This is a genomic window from Staphylococcus petrasii, from assembly GCF_002902565.1.
Classification (GTDB): domain Bacteria; phylum Bacillota; class Bacilli; order Staphylococcales; family Staphylococcaceae; genus Staphylococcus; species Staphylococcus petrasii.
In genome coordinates this window covers 1-14,359 of sequence record NZ_PPRC01000045.1, presented here as the reverse complement: position 1 = coordinate 14,359, position 14,359 = coordinate 1, and the positions used below count along the sequence as shown (strand labels likewise).

Annotated in this window: 15 protein-coding genes and 2 tRNA genes; all 17 read left to right on the top strand. The window is 32.1% G+C overall.

Annotated elements, in window-relative coordinates; translation table 11 throughout:
* The first annotated feature begins 13 nt into the window (after positions 1-13).
* Positions 14-1,369, top strand: coding sequence for a UDP-N-acetylmuramoyl-tripeptide--D-alanyl-D-alanine ligase (locus CD127_RS07805; RefSeq protein ID WP_103366327.1), 1,356 nt, complete (start codon positions 14-16; stop codon positions 1,367-1,369).
* A gap of 275 nt (positions 1,370-1,644) precedes the next feature.
* A complete protein-coding gene (gene cshA, locus CD127_RS07800; RefSeq protein ID WP_103298020.1) occupies positions 1,645-3,156 on the top strand; it encodes a degradosome RNA helicase CshA in 1,512 nt (503 codons plus the stop codon).
* Positions 3,157-3,328: 172 nt separating this feature from the next.
* Positions 3,329-3,808: a PH domain-containing protein gene (locus CD127_RS07795; RefSeq protein WP_103366326.1), complete on the top strand. Its 480-nt coding sequence runs from the start codon at positions 3,329-3,331 to the stop codon at positions 3,806-3,808.
* Positions 3,801-5,327, top strand: a complete 1,527-nt coding sequence (locus tag CD127_RS07790) for a PH domain-containing protein (RefSeq protein WP_103366325.1) — start codon at positions 3,801-3,803, stop codon at positions 5,325-5,327. The genes CD127_RS07795 and CD127_RS07790 overlap by 8 nt, the downstream gene beginning before the upstream one ends.
* Positions 5,320-5,823, top strand: coding sequence for a PH domain-containing protein (locus tag CD127_RS07785; RefSeq protein WP_103366324.1), 504 nt, complete (start codon positions 5,320-5,322; stop codon positions 5,821-5,823). Before CD127_RS07790 ends, CD127_RS07785 begins: the two co-directional genes overlap by 8 nt.
* A gap of 21 nt (positions 5,824-5,844) precedes the next feature.
* On the top strand, positions 5,845-6,204 hold the full coding sequence (gene acpS, locus CD127_RS07780; protein WP_103298024.1) for a holo-ACP synthase: 360 nt from the start codon (positions 5,845-5,847) through the stop codon (positions 6,202-6,204).
* Positions 6,205-6,299: 95 nt separating this feature from the next.
* Positions 6,300-7,448, top strand: coding sequence for an alanine racemase (alr, locus tag CD127_RS07775; RefSeq protein ID WP_103366323.1), 1,149 nt, complete (start codon positions 6,300-6,302; stop codon positions 7,446-7,448).
* Between the two features lie 86 nt (positions 7,449-7,534).
* Entirely contained in the window at positions 7,535-7,705 is a 171-nt protein-coding gene (gene mazE, locus CD127_RS07770; RefSeq protein WP_103298026.1) for a type II toxin-antitoxin system antitoxin MazE, read from the top strand.
* Entirely contained in the window at positions 7,702-8,064 is a 363-nt protein-coding gene (locus CD127_RS07765) for a type II toxin-antitoxin system PemK/MazF family toxin (RefSeq protein ID WP_103298027.1), read from the top strand. Before mazE ends, CD127_RS07765 begins: the two co-directional genes overlap by 4 nt.
* Before the next feature lie 313 nt (positions 8,065-8,377).
* Positions 8,378-9,379: a SpoIIE family protein phosphatase gene (locus CD127_RS07760; protein ID WP_103298028.1), complete on the top strand. Its 1,002-nt coding sequence runs from the start codon at positions 8,378-8,380 to the stop codon at positions 9,377-9,379.
* 91 nt (positions 9,380-9,470) lie between these two features.
* Entirely contained in the window at positions 9,471-9,797 is a 327-nt protein-coding gene (locus CD127_RS07755; RefSeq protein WP_103329699.1) for an anti-sigma factor antagonist, read from the top strand.
* 25 nt (positions 9,798-9,822) lie between these two features.
* Positions 9,823-10,275, top strand: a complete 453-nt coding sequence (rsbW, locus tag CD127_RS07750) for an anti-sigma B factor RsbW (protein WP_229716423.1) — start codon at positions 9,823-9,825, stop codon at positions 10,273-10,275.
* Positions 10,250-11,020: an RNA polymerase sigma factor SigB gene (sigB, locus tag CD127_RS07745; protein WP_103366322.1), complete on the top strand. Its 771-nt coding sequence runs from the start codon at positions 10,250-10,252 to the stop codon at positions 11,018-11,020. Before rsbW ends, sigB begins: the two co-directional genes overlap by 26 nt.
* 158 nt (positions 11,021-11,178) lie before the next feature.
* Positions 11,179-13,326: a Tex family protein gene (locus CD127_RS07740; RefSeq protein ID WP_103366321.1), complete on the top strand. Its 2,148-nt coding sequence runs from the start codon at positions 11,179-11,181 to the stop codon at positions 13,324-13,326.
* Positions 13,319-13,777 (top strand): SprT family protein, encoded by a 459-nt coding sequence (locus tag CD127_RS07735; protein WP_103298033.1) that lies wholly within the window; start codon positions 13,319-13,321, stop codon positions 13,775-13,777. The genes CD127_RS07740 and CD127_RS07735 overlap by 8 nt, the downstream gene beginning before the upstream one ends.
* A gap of 304 nt (positions 13,778-14,081) precedes the next feature.
* Positions 14,082-14,167, top strand: a tRNA-Leu gene (locus CD127_RS07730).
* Between the two features lie 17 nt (positions 14,168-14,184).
* A tRNA-Gly gene (locus CD127_RS07725) sits at positions 14,185-14,258 on the top strand.
* Positions 14,259-14,359: the final 101 nt, after the last annotated feature.

The following is a 14,359-nucleotide window of genomic DNA, read 5'->3' as shown; positions in this document are numbered from 1 at the left end:
GAGGAATTCATTTATGATAGAAGTTTCATTAAAAGACATTCAAAACTGGATACCTTGTGAGATTGACGACCAATACTTAGATCAAACGATCAAAGGGGTTACAATCGATTCACGTGCGATTAAAGAAGACATGCTATTTATTCCTTTTAAAGGAGAGAACGTTGACGGCCACCGTTTTGTAGCACAAGCGTTACAAGATGGCGCCGGAGCTTCTTTTTATGAAAAAGGGCATGACATTGACGCAAACATTATTGGACCAATTATTTGGGTTGAAGATACATTAACTGCGTTGCAACAATTAGCGAAAGCTTATTTAAAACATGTTAATCCTAAAGTTATCGGGGTTACAGGATCAAATGGTAAAACGACTACGAAAGATATGATTGAAAGTGTCTTACATACTGAATTTAAAGTTAAAAAGACACAGGGCAATTATAATAACGAAATTGGTTTACCATTAACTATCTTAGAATTAGATAAAGATACAGAAATTTCAATTCTAGAGATGGGTATGTCAGGATTCCACGAAATTGAATTATTATCAACGATAGCTGAGCCAGACATCGCTGTGATTACTAACATCGGAGAATCACACATGCAAGATTTAGGATCACGCGAAGGCATCGCTAAAGCTAAATCAGAAATTACGATTGGCCTAAAAGAGGGTGGCACATTTATTTATGATGGCGATGAACCATTGTTAGTGCCTCACGTTGAGAAAGTTAAGAACGCTAAATTAATTAGTATCGGCTTAAATTCGGATAATGTTTTAGTATGCGAAGTGAAAAATAGTAAAAATGATGGTATCGCATTTGATATTAACGGTGAAGAACATTATGAATTACCTATTTTAGGTATCCATAATATGAAGAATGCTGCTATCGCCATCGCTATAGGCCACGAACTTGGATTAGATTACGACACAATTCAACGTAATATTAATAATGTTCAACTTACTGGTATGCGTATGGAACGTCATGTGACGGATAATGACATCACAGTGATTAATGACGCTTATAATGCGAGCCCTACAAGTATGAAAGCAGCCATTGATACATTAAGTAATATGGACGGACGTAAAGTCTTAGTGCTTGCTGATTCATTAGAGTTAGGTGAGAATAGCCAACGCATGCACGAAGAAGTTGGTGCACATCTTGAAGATAAAGGTATTCATACATTACTTACTTACGGTACAGATGCTAAATTTATTAGCGACGTAGGTGGTCAGTTTGTTGAAAATGTGGCACACTTCTCAAGCAAAGATGAATTGACAGCGTATTTAAAATCTCATTTAGTGCCTCAAGACAAAGTCTTAGTCAAAGGTTCTAGAGGAAATAAACTTGAAGAAGTCGTAAATCAAATTATTTAATTATCACTATATATTTATATATATGTTTTTCTGACAAGCCATTGTGGATGTTTAAAATCGCACAATGGTTTGTTTTTTATGCCCTTTTCCCAAAAAAGAAGCTAAAAAATGTAACCGCTATTATGAAGAGATGAGCTATATATTGAAGGAAAGTAAGGAATTGCTTTATTGCGATAAATATTTTTAGGTGGTACTATATAGAAGTTGACGTAATAAGAGGACCTTATATACACAGACGTATATTGATAAAAAAGTTAGTTTAAAGGAGAATTATATTGCAAAATTTTAAAGAATTAGGGATTTCGGATAAAACGGTAGAAACCCTTGAAGCAATGGGGTTTAAGGAACCTACACCGATTCAAAAAGAAAGTATCCCTTACACATTAGAAGGAAGAGATATCCTTGGACAAGCTCAAACTGGTACAGGTAAAACAGGAGCTTTCGGGATTCCTTTAATTGAAAAAGTAGTTGGTAAATCAGGTGTACAAGCTTTAATCTTAGCACCAACTAGAGAATTAGCTATGCAAGTAGCTGAACAGTTACGCGAATTCAGTCGTGGACAAAATGTACAGGTCGTTACAGTATTTGGTGGTATGCCAATTGACAGACAAATCAAAGCGTTAAAACGTGGACCACAAATCGTAGTAGGTACGCCTGGTCGTGTGATTGACCATTTAAATCGTCGTACACTTAAAACAAATGATATTCATACATTAATCTTGGATGAAGCGGATGAAATGATGAACATGGGCTTCATCGATGATATGAGATTTATTATGGATAAAATTCCAGCTGAGCAACGTCAAACAATGTTATTCTCAGCTACAATGCCTAAAGCAATTCAAACTTTAGTACAACAATTTATGAAATCTCCACAAATTGTTAAGACAATGAATAATGAAATGTCTGATCCACAAATTGATGAATACTACACAATCGTAAAAGAACTTGAGAAATTCGATACTTTTACAAACTTCTTAGATGTTCACCAACCTGAATTAGCAATTGTCTTCGGTAGAACAAAACGCCGTGTTGATGAGTTAACAAGTGCTTTATTATCTAAAGGTTATAAAGCTGAAGGTTTACACGGAGATATCACTCAAGCGAAACGTTTAGAAGTATTAAAGAAATTTAAAAATGATCAAATTGATATTTTAGTAGCGACTGACGTTGCTGCACGTGGTCTGGATATTTCAGGCGTAAGTCACGTTTATAACTTTGATATTCCTCAAGATACTGAAAGCTATACGCACAGAATTGGCCGTACTGGTCGTGCAGGTAAAGAAGGGATCGCTGTTACATTTGTAAACCCAATTGAAATGGATTACATCCGTCAAATTGAGGAAGTTAACGGTAGAAGAATGAATGCTTTAAGACCCCCACATCGTAAAGAAGTGCTTAAAGCGCGTGAAGAAGATATTAAAGATAAAGTTAAAAACTGGATGTCACGTGAAAGTGAAGCACGTCTAAAACGCATTTCAAGTGAATTATTAGATGAATATGATAGCACTGAATTAGTTGCATCATTATTACAAGAATTAGTTGAAGCGAACGATGAAGTTGAAGTTCAATTAACTTTTGAAAAGCCTTTAGCACGTAAAAGTCGTCAAGGTAAAGGAAATGGATCACGCCGAGGTGGTAAACGTAATAATAAATTTGATAATAAAAACAAACGTTCAAAAGGTAACTTCAATAAGAAAAAAGGTAAGAAATCAGATCGTCGCGACAGACAAGATAAAGGTAAACCTTCAATGAAAGCTCGTACGTTTGCAGATTTACAAAAATAGAATTGGACGTTTAGTCTGAAACACCTCAATGAGTTGAGGTGTTTTTTTGTATGCAAAAATATATAAAACTTATAAAGAAAGTATAATGTGTAGTTGGAAAATGTATATTAAAGTAATCATATAGAATTAAATCAGTATGATATAATTAAGAAAAATTGCAAAGGAGTTTATGATGAAGTTAGAAGATTCATTTCATAAAAGCCCTAAAAATGCATACGCTATTCATTGGATAATGAGCGGTGTTACATTCCTAATTGAGTTAATTATATTAGGTGCTTTGCATTCAATGTGGAACTACTTTAATTGGTATCATTTTATTTTCTACATTTTAATCTTCTTGTTCGTTTTAAGTTGTCTTCGTTTAGTCATACAACCGTATGTGCGTTATCGTTTCCATTATTATAGTGTAGATGCGAAAAATGTCGAAGTTAAATCTATGTTTATCTTTAAGCATCATCAAATGACTAAAATCGAGAGATTACAATATCTTCAAATTAAAACCAATCCATTATTAAAAGCTTTTCATCTTAATACTGTTGTGTTTGTTACAGCAGGACACGAAGTGAAATTACCTTTAATGTCTGAAGTTCAAGCAGAGCATTTATCACAACATATTCTAGAAACATTGAGAGGTGCAGATTCTGATGTATAATCCTCAAAAGTTGCATCCTATTTCATATGTAGATGGTTTAATAAAAGTTATAAAACAAAATATTATTCCTTTTATTATATTTGTAGTGTTTAATAGCTGGGATTTTGATTTTACAGATATAAGAAATTATATTAGCCCAGCTATATTTTTACTCATCTTTATAGTTACATTTATTCATCACTTTTTAGAAGTATATGTAACACGATATTGGATAGAAGATGAGCATTTTATAGTGACATCTGGATGGATAAATAAAAAACGTAAAGAATTAAATTTAAGTAGAATTCAGTCGCTAGACACTACTCAAGGATTAGTTAATCAAATCGTTGGTGGTGTGAGTTTACAAATCAAAACACCAAGTGATGGAGTAGAGTTAGCTACTATTTCAAAAGAGCAGAGTAACTTAATTGAACGAACGATTCGCGAACGTCAATTACAAATGAAAGAAGATAAAAATGAAGAAGTTGTAAATAGTGAACAAAATGTAGTTGAAGAACAGCCTATTCAAAGTACTCATAACGTTGCTTCTAGTACAATACAAAGCGAATCAACGCTTTATAAAATGTCGTGGCGTTCCTTATTGCTTATGGCGATGACGAGTGGTGCTATTGGCGTAGCTTTAGCAACTGTGTCGCCTATACTAGGGGCATTTCAACACATGATTCCATGGGAAAAATGGACATCTAGCCTTTGGCACTGGATTAATTCAGTATTATTTATTGTATTGATTATAGTTGGAGTTGTGTTATTAGTTAGTTATATCATAGGTACACTCATTACAATCGTTCGATATTATAATTACACGGTTACGCAACAAGATAGTCAACTTAAGATTAGTTATGGTTTATTAAATGTAAAAAATATTACCGTGCCTACAGATAGATTGCAAGCTGTTCTTGAGAAGCAATCTTTTCTAAGAAAATTGTTCGGTTATACATCAATACACTTTATTATTACTAGTGATTTAGATATCACTTCAGAAGAAGACGCTAGTGATAATGGTAAAATTATGATCTTACCGTTCATTAAACGACAAGAGGCTTATCACATTATTAAATCACTTGTTCCGGAAATGCAGTTTAATGATATAAAAACTGATATGCCATGGCGTGGTTATCACAGACATTTTTTAATACCTAGCATAATTTTAATGATAGCAGCTGGCATTGGGACTTATTTTTGGAGTGCTTGGAGTATTATTATAGCTCTTTTAATTATTGGCTTAATGGCATTGCACGCTTATATTTATATTCGCGCTGCAGGATTAAATTTCAAAAATGATGAAATTGCACTTCGTGAAGTAAATACATTTAGCTTCAATACATATTATTTCAAAACAGATAAGATTATTGGCATGGAAACTAAACAACATCCATTCCTTGAAAGAGCACATTTAGAGAATGTTAGTTTTCTAATTGCTAAAGGAGCAGAATTTGAAGAGATGAAGTTGAAATTTGTACATGACAATAAAGTGAATCAATATGTAAATGGCTATTTGCGAGGTGAGTACAATGAATGATTATAAATATATGCATAAGAACGGTCCTAAAGTAATGCGACTGGTTGCGTTAATTATATTTATCGTATTTTTGATTATAGTAAGTGTTGTAACATATTTAGATATTGCTTATATGCATTTGATGAGTCCAGTTTGGACGATTGTATTAGCAATTGGTGTTTTAATTATATTTGTCATTTGTTTTGTATTTGGTGCTCCATTTTTAAAATATAAAAACTTTCGTTATTATTATAATGATAATGAGATTTATATAAGAAAGGGGATTATCTTTATTCAAACGACCATTATACCTTTCTATAGAATACAAAATATCGATATTGAAGAAGGGTATTTCATGAGACAATACAACTTAGCCAGTTTACATTTATCAACTGCTGGTGGAGATGCCGAAATTGAATTAATTAATAAAGAAGAAGCTTCAAAATTAAAAGAAATTCTTCAATTTAAGAAAGCAAATGAAAGTGAAGAATTAGAAGAATTGGATGAGGAAATATAAAAAGTGAAGTGAGGATAAAAGATGATTTATGGTCTAGGTGTCGATTTAATTGAAATAGATCGTATTGAAAAAGTATATCAGAAACAACAAAATAAGTTAGTTGAACGTATACTTACTACGCAAGAACAAGAAAAGTTTAATTCATTTAAAAGTGAAAAAAGAAAAATAGAATTTTTAGCAGGACGCTTTGCTACAAAAGAAGCTTTTAGCAAAGCGCTTGGTACTGGATTAGGCAAAACTGTAGCTTTCAATGATATTAATTGCTATAACGATGAAAAAGGAAAACCGTGTATTGAATATCCTAACTTTATCGTGCATGTCTCTATTACACATACTGAAAATTATGCAATGAGCCAAGTTATATTAGAAAAGCAAGATTAACAGTACTATAATGAATAGTACAAATTAAAGTTAGATAGATTTAAGTAATCAAATTTTATTGACGAATAAATCTAAAGTGTTGAGGAGGACTTCTTATGTCAGACAAATTTTATAGAGCAACCTATTTAAACGTAGATTTAGACGCTATTCAAGAAAATTATCATACTATTTCTGAAATGCATCCAAATAAAACGGTAATACCGGTCGTAAAAGCAAATAGCTATGGATTAGGCAGTGTTAAAATCGCGCAATCCTTAATGCAACAAGGTACTAATTTCTTTGCAGTGGCAACATTAGATGAGGCGATTGAATTACGCATGCATGGTATCAGTGCACAAATCTTAATATTAGGTGTTATTCCTTTAGAAGATATTAATAAAGCCATACAACATCGTGTTGCTTTAACTGTTCCTTCTAAAAAATGGTTAACAAGTGCAATGCGTTTAATCAATGAGGACAATCAAAAACGTTTATGGTTACATGTAAAATTAGATACAGGCATGGGAAGATTAGGTATCAAGACCCAAGAAGAATATCAAGACATTATAGATACTATACAAGAATCCGAAAACTTAGTATTTGAAGGTGTGTATACTCATTTTGCAAATGCAGATGAGCCAGGCGATTCAATGGATGAACAATATGCTTTATTTGAAAAATTGGTTAACAACGCGCCTAAACCTAAATATATTCATGCACAAAATTCAGCGGGTTCACTATTAAGAGACTGTGAATTATGTAATGCACTAAGATTAGGTATATCACTATATGGTTATTATCCATCAGATTATGTGAAAAGTATCGTTCAAACCAAATTAAAACCTAGCGCTAAATTAACTACTGAAGTTGTACAAACGAAATATTTAAATCCTGGCGAATCAGTAAGTTACGGTAGTACATATACTGCCACTGAAAATATTAAAATAGCTATCTTACCAATTGGCTACGCTGACGGATATTTAAGATCAATGCAAGGTGCAACTGTAAATATCAATAATCAGCAATGTGAAATTATAGGTAGAGTATGCATGGATCAAACTATAGTTAAAGTGCCTGACGAAGTTCAAGAAGGGGACAAAGTAGTCTTACTTGATAATCAATTTGATACGCCTCAATCTGTTGAAGCTTTAGCGGATAAACAAAATACGATAAGCTATGAAGTCTTATGTAATTTTGGAAGACGTGTACCTCGCATATATTATATAAATAATCAAAAATATGTAACAAATGAATTATTAAAATAGTATAGTCACTAGATATAAAATTTGTTATTATAAAATTAAATAAAGGTTTACAATGTCTTATTTGGTATCCGATGGAGGTTCATAGTATGTTAACTTTTAATCAGAATAGAAGCCACAGTCTTGAACAATCTTTAAAAGAAGGCTATGCACAAATGGCCGATTTAAACCTCTCCCTAGCAACAGAAGCTTTTCCTTTAGAATGTGAAGCTTGTGATTGCAACGAATCGTACATCATTTCGAATTATAAAAGTGAATGATTAAAAGAGGCGATGTATATTTAGCTGATTTGTCACCAGTACAGGGTTCTGAACAAGGGGGAGTAAGACCTGTAGTTATCATTCAAAATGATACTGGTAATAAATATAGTCCTACCGTAATTGTTGCTGCAATTACGGGCAGGATTAATAAAGCAAAAATACCAACACACGTAGAAATTGAGAAACAAAAATATCGATTGGATAGAGATTCAGTTATTCTACTTGAACAAATTCGTACTTTAGATAAAAAAAGGTTAAAAGAAAAATTAACTTATTTATCTGAAGAAAAAATGAAAGAAGTAGATGAAGCTCTAGATATTAGTTTAGGGTTACATGAGGTTCGACCTCAAAAAACTTGAGTTTTTTATGTATATACCAAGTATATCTTTAACAAATAGTTAAAGAAAAAAGCATTAGTATAATAATTAATTGATTTTTTTCAAAATTGCAATTATAGGTTATCATTACCTACAAAATAGTACTTTTTTATAAATGCTATTAAATTGATGACTTAAGTTGTTGACTTTAGGTAATTCCTAAAGTCTTTTTTAAATAGTAGTATTTTTTTTGAATATATTAAATAAATCATTAATAAAATTTGTGAATAAATACAATTTATATTAACGAAATTAAAATTTAAGTTATGCAACTATGAAGTAAGGAGGCAGATTCGTGGAAGAATTTAAAAAACACTATAAACGACTTATAGATGAAAGCTTGGTTACAAAAGATAAAAAACGATTTCTAGAAAAGTGTCACGATTTTACGGATGAAGTAATCAAAAAAGATATTCTGCCTGAAGATGTGGTTAAAATACATAAATCGTATGTTTCTTCTTTACAGCTCCAAGAATCTCAATTGCTTGAAACACTTGATATTTTGCAAGAGGTAGTGAAAGGCTTTGGGTATAGCTATAGAGATTACCAAAAGTTAGTAGATAAAATGCAATTCCACGATAAAGAGATCGATTTAGCCTCTAGGCTTCAACAAACGATGTTGAAAACAGATATTCCTCAATTCGACAGCATTCAAATTGGCGTTATTTCAGTAGCAGCACAAAAAGTAAGTGGAGATTATTTCAATTTAATTGATCATAGAGATGGGACGATGAGCTTTGCAGTAGCTGACGTTATTGGAAAAGGGATTCCTGCCGCTTTAGCCATGAGTATGATTAAATTCGGAATGGACTCTTACGGACACTCGCAATTACCAAGCGATGGACTTAAAAGGTTAAACCGAGTAGTAGAAAAGAACGTTAACCAAAATATGTTCGTTACTATGTTTTATGGTTTATACGAAGAAATGAATCATTTACTGTATTGTAGTTCGGCTGGGCATGAACCTGGTTATGTGTATCGCGCAGAAACTGAAACATTTGAAGAAATAGATGTAAGAGGACGCGTTTTAGGTGTAAGTCAACATACACGTTATAGCCAACAAGAGATTCAAATATGTCTAGACGATCTTGTCATTATATTTACAGATGGTGTAACGGAAGCACGTAATTCTGATGGAGAATTTATTACGAAAGAAACGTTACTTAATTTAATTCGTAAATATAAACATATGCATCCACAAGATATTGTACAAATCTTATATGAAGCTATACTAAAAGTGCAAAATCCTAATAAACGCGATGATATGACAATTTTAATTATAAAACGCGTAAATTAGATATTAAATTTTTTGGTTATATTATAATAGTAATGGGTATACTAAATAGAGTATACATATTTGTAAAGATAAAGAGTAGGAGTGTCAAACTATGAACCTTAATATAGAGTCGATAACACATGATGAATATTATGAAGTTATCGTAGCAGGAGAATTAGACGTTTACACAGTGCCAGAACTTGAAGAGGTGCTTGTTCCAATGCGTCAAGAAGGTACACATGATATTCATGTTAATTTAACAAATGTAAGTTATATGGATTCAACAGGTTTAGGTTTATTTGTAGGAACATTAAAAGCGTTAAATCAAAATGGTAAGGAATTATATATCTTTGGAGCATCAGATAGAATTAGTAGATTATTTGATATCACTGGCTTAAAAGACTTAATGCACGTTAATGAAGGAACGGAGGTAGATTAACTTGCCTAAAAATGATTATATTGAAATGAAACTACCTGCCTCTGCAGAATATGTCAGTTTGATTCGTTTAACATTATCAGGTGTATTTTCAAGAGCCGGAGCTTCATACGATGATATTGAAGATTCTAAAATTGCTGTAAGTGAAGCGGTTACGAATGCAGTTAAACATGCATACAAAAATGATGAAACAAATGGTATGATTAATATATGTTTTGAAGTATTTGATGATAAAATTAAAATCATCATTTCTGATCAAGGTGAAAGTTTTGATTATGAAACTACTAAGTCTCAATTAGGGCCTTATACCGAAAATGAAAATATAGACTTTTTACGTGAAGGCGGTTTAGGATTATTCTTAATTGAATCGTTGATGGACGAAGTAAAAGTTTTCAAAGAATCTGGTGTGACAATCAGCATGATTAAGTATATAAAAAAAGAGCAGGTGCCAAATAATGACGAAAGAGTCGAAATCAGTTAATGATGTATCACCTGAACAAATTAACCAATGGATTAAAGAACACCAAGAAAATGCAAATACAAATGCTCAAGATAGACTTGTAGCACATTACCGCAAGTTAATTGAGTCTTTAGCTTATAAATATTCAAAAGGACAATCACATCATGAAGATTTAGTTCAAGTTGGTATGGTTGGTTTAATAGGTGCTATTAACAGGTTTGATTTATCTTTTGATCGCAAATTTGAAGCATTCTTAGTACCAACCGTTATTGGTGAGATTAAAAGGTATTTAAGAGATAAAACTTGGAGTGTCCATGTTCCACGAAGAATTAAAGAAATCGGGCCGAGGATTAAAAAAGTGAGTGATGAACTAACAAACGAACTTGAACGTTCTCCCTCAATTGCTGAGATCGCTCAGCGTTTAGAAGTTTCTGAAGAAGAAGTTCTAGAAGCTATGGAAATGGGCCAAAGTTATAATGCTTTAAGTGTAGATCATTCTATAGAAGCAGACAAAGATGGTTCGACTGTGACGCTATTAGACATCATGGGTCAACAAGATGATAATTACGATTTAACAGAAAAACGTATGATTCTTGAACGTATTTTACCAATTTTATCTGATAGAGAACGAGAAATTATTCAATGTACATTCATTGAAGGATTAAGCCAAAAAGAAACTGGCGAGCGTATTGGCCTTAGCCAAATGCACGTTTCAAGGTTACAGCGAACAGCAATTAAAAAATTACAACAAGCTGCAAAACAATAATTCAATATTAATAATATATAAGACTATCAGGTATCTATCTTGATAGTCTTTTAATTATGGATAAGGTAAGAGAAAAATGTAGAAAATAGTTTAAATAAAATGATTGTTTATTATATGCTAAAATTGAAAATGAAATTTTGAAAAAGTGTGGTTATATAATGGATAAAAATTTAATTGATGAAATAGTAGCAAAATATCAATTTTCAGAAAAACAAGTTAAAGCAGTACTACAACTCTTAGAAGAAAATAATACTGTTCCTTTTATTGCTAGATACAGAAAAGAAGCGACTGGCGGGCTAGATGAAGTCCAAATAAAACAAATTTCTGATGAATATCAATATGTAGCGAATTTACAAAAGAGAAAAGAAGAAGTTATACATAATATTGGGCAACAAGGTCTATTAACTGATGAACTTAAACAAGATATCTTAAAGCAAACTAAATTGCAAAGGGTAGAAGATTTATATAGACCTTATAAACAGAAAAAGAAAACGAGAGCAACAGAAGCAAAACGTAAAGGACTTGAACCTTTCGCTCAATGGATTATCGGAGGAAAAGGTTCTGATATTGAGCAACAAGCAACACAATATTTAAACGAAGAAGTAGAAACAATACAAGATGCGATAGCAGGGGCTCAAGACATTATCGCCGAGCATATTTCTGATAGTCCTAAATATCGTAACCGAATCTTAAAAGATGTTTATCATCAAGGCCAAATTACTACTACTAAAAAGAAAAAAGCGGAAGATGAAAAAGAAACATATGCGATGTATTATGATTACTCTGAACCTATTAAGCGAGTAGCTAATCACAGAGTTTTAGCTATGAACCGTGGCGAAAAAGAGAAAGTATTATCAGTGAAAATTGAATTTGATACGTCTCATATTGAAACTTTTATTGAAAAAAATGAAGTTAAATCAGCAAATCCTCAATTACAATATATTAAAGAAGCAATTCAAGATAGTTTAAAACGTTTAATTATGCCTTCAATAGAACGTGAAATTCGAGGAGATTTAACTGTAAAAGCTGAAAATCATGCAATCGAAGTATTCAGTGAAAATCTCAAAAATTTATTACTTCAACCTCCTATGAAAGGAAAACAAATTCTAGGTGTTGATCCAGCTTTCAGAACAGGATGTAAACTCGCAGTTATCAATCCATTCGGAACATTTGTGGCAAAAAGCGTTATCTATCCACATCCTCCAAAAGCGAAAGTTCAAGAAGCTGAAAAAGAATTAACACGTATCATCAAAGAGAACGGCGTAGAATTAATTGCAATTGGTAACGGAACAGCAAGTCGTGAAACAGAACAATTTGTAGCAAATGTTATTCAGAAATATAAATTAAATGCGCAGTTTATTATAGTTAATGAAGCGGGTGCATCTGTTTATTCTGCTTCTGAAGTGGCTAGAGCAGAGTTTCCTGATTTCCAAGTAGAAGAAAGAAGTGCTGTTTCAATCGGAAGACGTGTGCAAGATCCTTTAAGTGAATTAGTTAAAATCGATCCTAAATCTATAGGGGTAGGTCAATATCAACACGATGTGAATCAAAAAGAATTAGAGAATGCATTAACATTCGTTGTTGAAACTGCGGTTAACCAAGTTGGCGTAGATGTTAACACTGCTTCTAAATCATTACTGCAATACGTTTCTGGATTATCAGGTGCAATAGCTCAAAATATTATTGATTATCGTGAAGAAAATGGAGCTATTAAACATAATAAAGAAATTAGTAAAGTTAAACGATTAGGTGCTAAGACATTTGAACAAAGTATCGGTTTCTTAAGAATAGTAAACGGTACGGAGCCTTTAGATAATACGTCAATTCACCCAGAAAGTTATGCAGCAACATATAATTTATTAGAAAGTTTAAATTTATCTATATCTGACTTAGGTTCTGAAAAGTTAAAACAAGAACTTTCTAACATCAATATAGAAAACATTGCTACTAAACTAGAAATAGGCGTGCCAACATTAGAAGATATTATTAAGTCATTAATGGCACCAAACCGTGATCCACGTGATGAATATGAAACACCAATTTTAAAATCTGATGTGTTATCAATTGAAGATTTAACAGAAGGTATGAAACTAAGCGGAACTGTTAGAAACGTAGTAGACTTTGGTGCTTTTGTAGATATAGGTGTAAAACAAGATGGTTTAGTGCACGTTTCGAAACTATCTAAGAAGTTTGTGAAAAATCCTATGGATGTTGTGAGTGTAGGAGATATAGTTGATGTATGGATTTTAAATATTGATAAAACTAAAGACAAAGTTGCATTAACTATGATTAACCCTAATGAATAATAAAGATTTACAACAATTAGTAGAAACGATTTCTCTTGAAAGTTTTAACAGGAGATTTAAACATGAGGCTTACTTTAATAAAAGGTTAAGAACTACAGGTGGTAGATATTTATTATCTTCTCATAATATTGAAATAAATCCGAAACAATATGAAAGATACGGAAGAGCAGCGCTTGTCGATATCATTAAGCATGAATTATGTCACTACCATTTGCATTTATTAGGTAAGGGATATAAACATCGAGATGAGGACTTTAAAAGATTAAGTGAAAAAGTGGAAGCACCACGTTACTGTAAAGCACTTGAAAGCTATGAACAAAGAGCAAATTATATTTATAAGTGTGTATCTTGTGGAAGCGAATATTTAAGAATTAAGAAAGTAGATGTTGGCAGAATGAGATGCGGTAAATGTGGGGGCAAGTTAAAACTGAAGCAATATCTTAGAAGATGAACGGTTATAGAATAGTTTTAAAAATATAAAGATAATGGTTAAAAAATAATAAAATTGCATTCAAAGCACTTTATCATTGACTAATAACATTGATAAAGTGCTTTGAATTTTTTATGGATAAGGTATTGACTTTAATATAATAAGCATGTATTATATATATCGTTGCTTTAATAAAAGCGCTAAACATTAAAAGTTAGTAAATTTATTTAAAATAATATTAAAAAAGTATTGACTTTTGATTACAAAAGATTTACAATAAATAATGTTCTCGATAATTAATAAATATTAATTATGCGTTTTGCCAGCGGTCGTGGCGGAATGGCAGACGCGCTAGGTTGAGGGCCTAGTGGGAGAAATCCCGTGGAGGTTCAAGTCCTCTCGGCCGCACCAAATAATAAATTAAATATGCGGGTGTAGTTTAATGGCAAAACCTCAGCCTTCCAAGCTGATGTTGTGGGTTCGATTCCCATCACCCGCTCCATTAAATAAAATGAACATTGAAAACTGAATGACAATATGTCAACGTTAATTCCAATAAATGTAACTTTAAGTTACAAACACTATTTAGTTTTATGAGCTAAT

What these genes read in the sequence shown, in the direction of transcription:
- CD127_RS07805 (WP_103366327.1), top strand. Translation starts at nt 14, where the DNA reads ATGATAGAAGTTTCATTAAAAGACATTCAAAACTGGATACCTTGTGAG.
- CD127_RS07795 (WP_103366326.1), top strand. Translation starts at nt 3,329, where the DNA reads ATGAAGTTAGAAGATTCATTTCATAAAAGCCCTAAAAATGCATACGCT.
- CD127_RS07790 (WP_103366325.1), top strand. Translation starts at nt 3,801, where the DNA reads ATGTATAATCCTCAAAAGTTGCATCCTATTTCATATGTAGATGGTTTA.
- CD127_RS07785 (WP_103366324.1), top strand. Translation starts at nt 5,320, where the DNA reads ATGAATGATTATAAATATATGCATAAGAACGGTCCTAAAGTAATGCGA.
- acpS (WP_103298024.1), top strand. Translation starts at nt 5,845, where the DNA reads ATGATTTATGGTCTAGGTGTCGATTTAATTGAAATAGATCGTATTGAA.
- alr (WP_103366323.1), top strand. Translation starts at nt 6,300, where the DNA reads ATGTCAGACAAATTTTATAGAGCAACCTATTTAAACGTAGATTTAGAC.
- mazE (WP_103298026.1), top strand. Translation starts at nt 7,535, where the DNA reads ATGTTAACTTTTAATCAGAATAGAAGCCACAGTCTTGAACAATCTTTA.
- CD127_RS07765 (WP_103298027.1), top strand. Translation starts at nt 7,702, where the DNA reads ATGATTAAAAGAGGCGATGTATATTTAGCTGATTTGTCACCAGTACAG.
- CD127_RS07755 (WP_103329699.1), top strand. Translation starts at nt 9,471, where the DNA reads ATGAACCTTAATATAGAGTCGATAACACATGATGAATATTATGAAGTT.
- rsbW (WP_229716423.1), top strand. Translation starts at nt 9,823, where the DNA reads ATGAAACTACCTGCCTCTGCAGAATATGTCAGTTTGATTCGTTTAACA.
- sigB (WP_103366322.1), top strand. Translation starts at nt 10,250, where the DNA reads ATGACGAAAGAGTCGAAATCAGTTAATGATGTATCACCTGAACAAATT.
- CD127_RS07740 (WP_103366321.1), top strand. Translation starts at nt 11,179, where the DNA reads ATGGATAAAAATTTAATTGATGAAATAGTAGCAAAATATCAATTTTCA.
- CD127_RS07735 (WP_103298033.1), top strand. Translation starts at nt 13,319, where the DNA reads ATGAATAATAAAGATTTACAACAATTAGTAGAAACGATTTCTCTTGAA.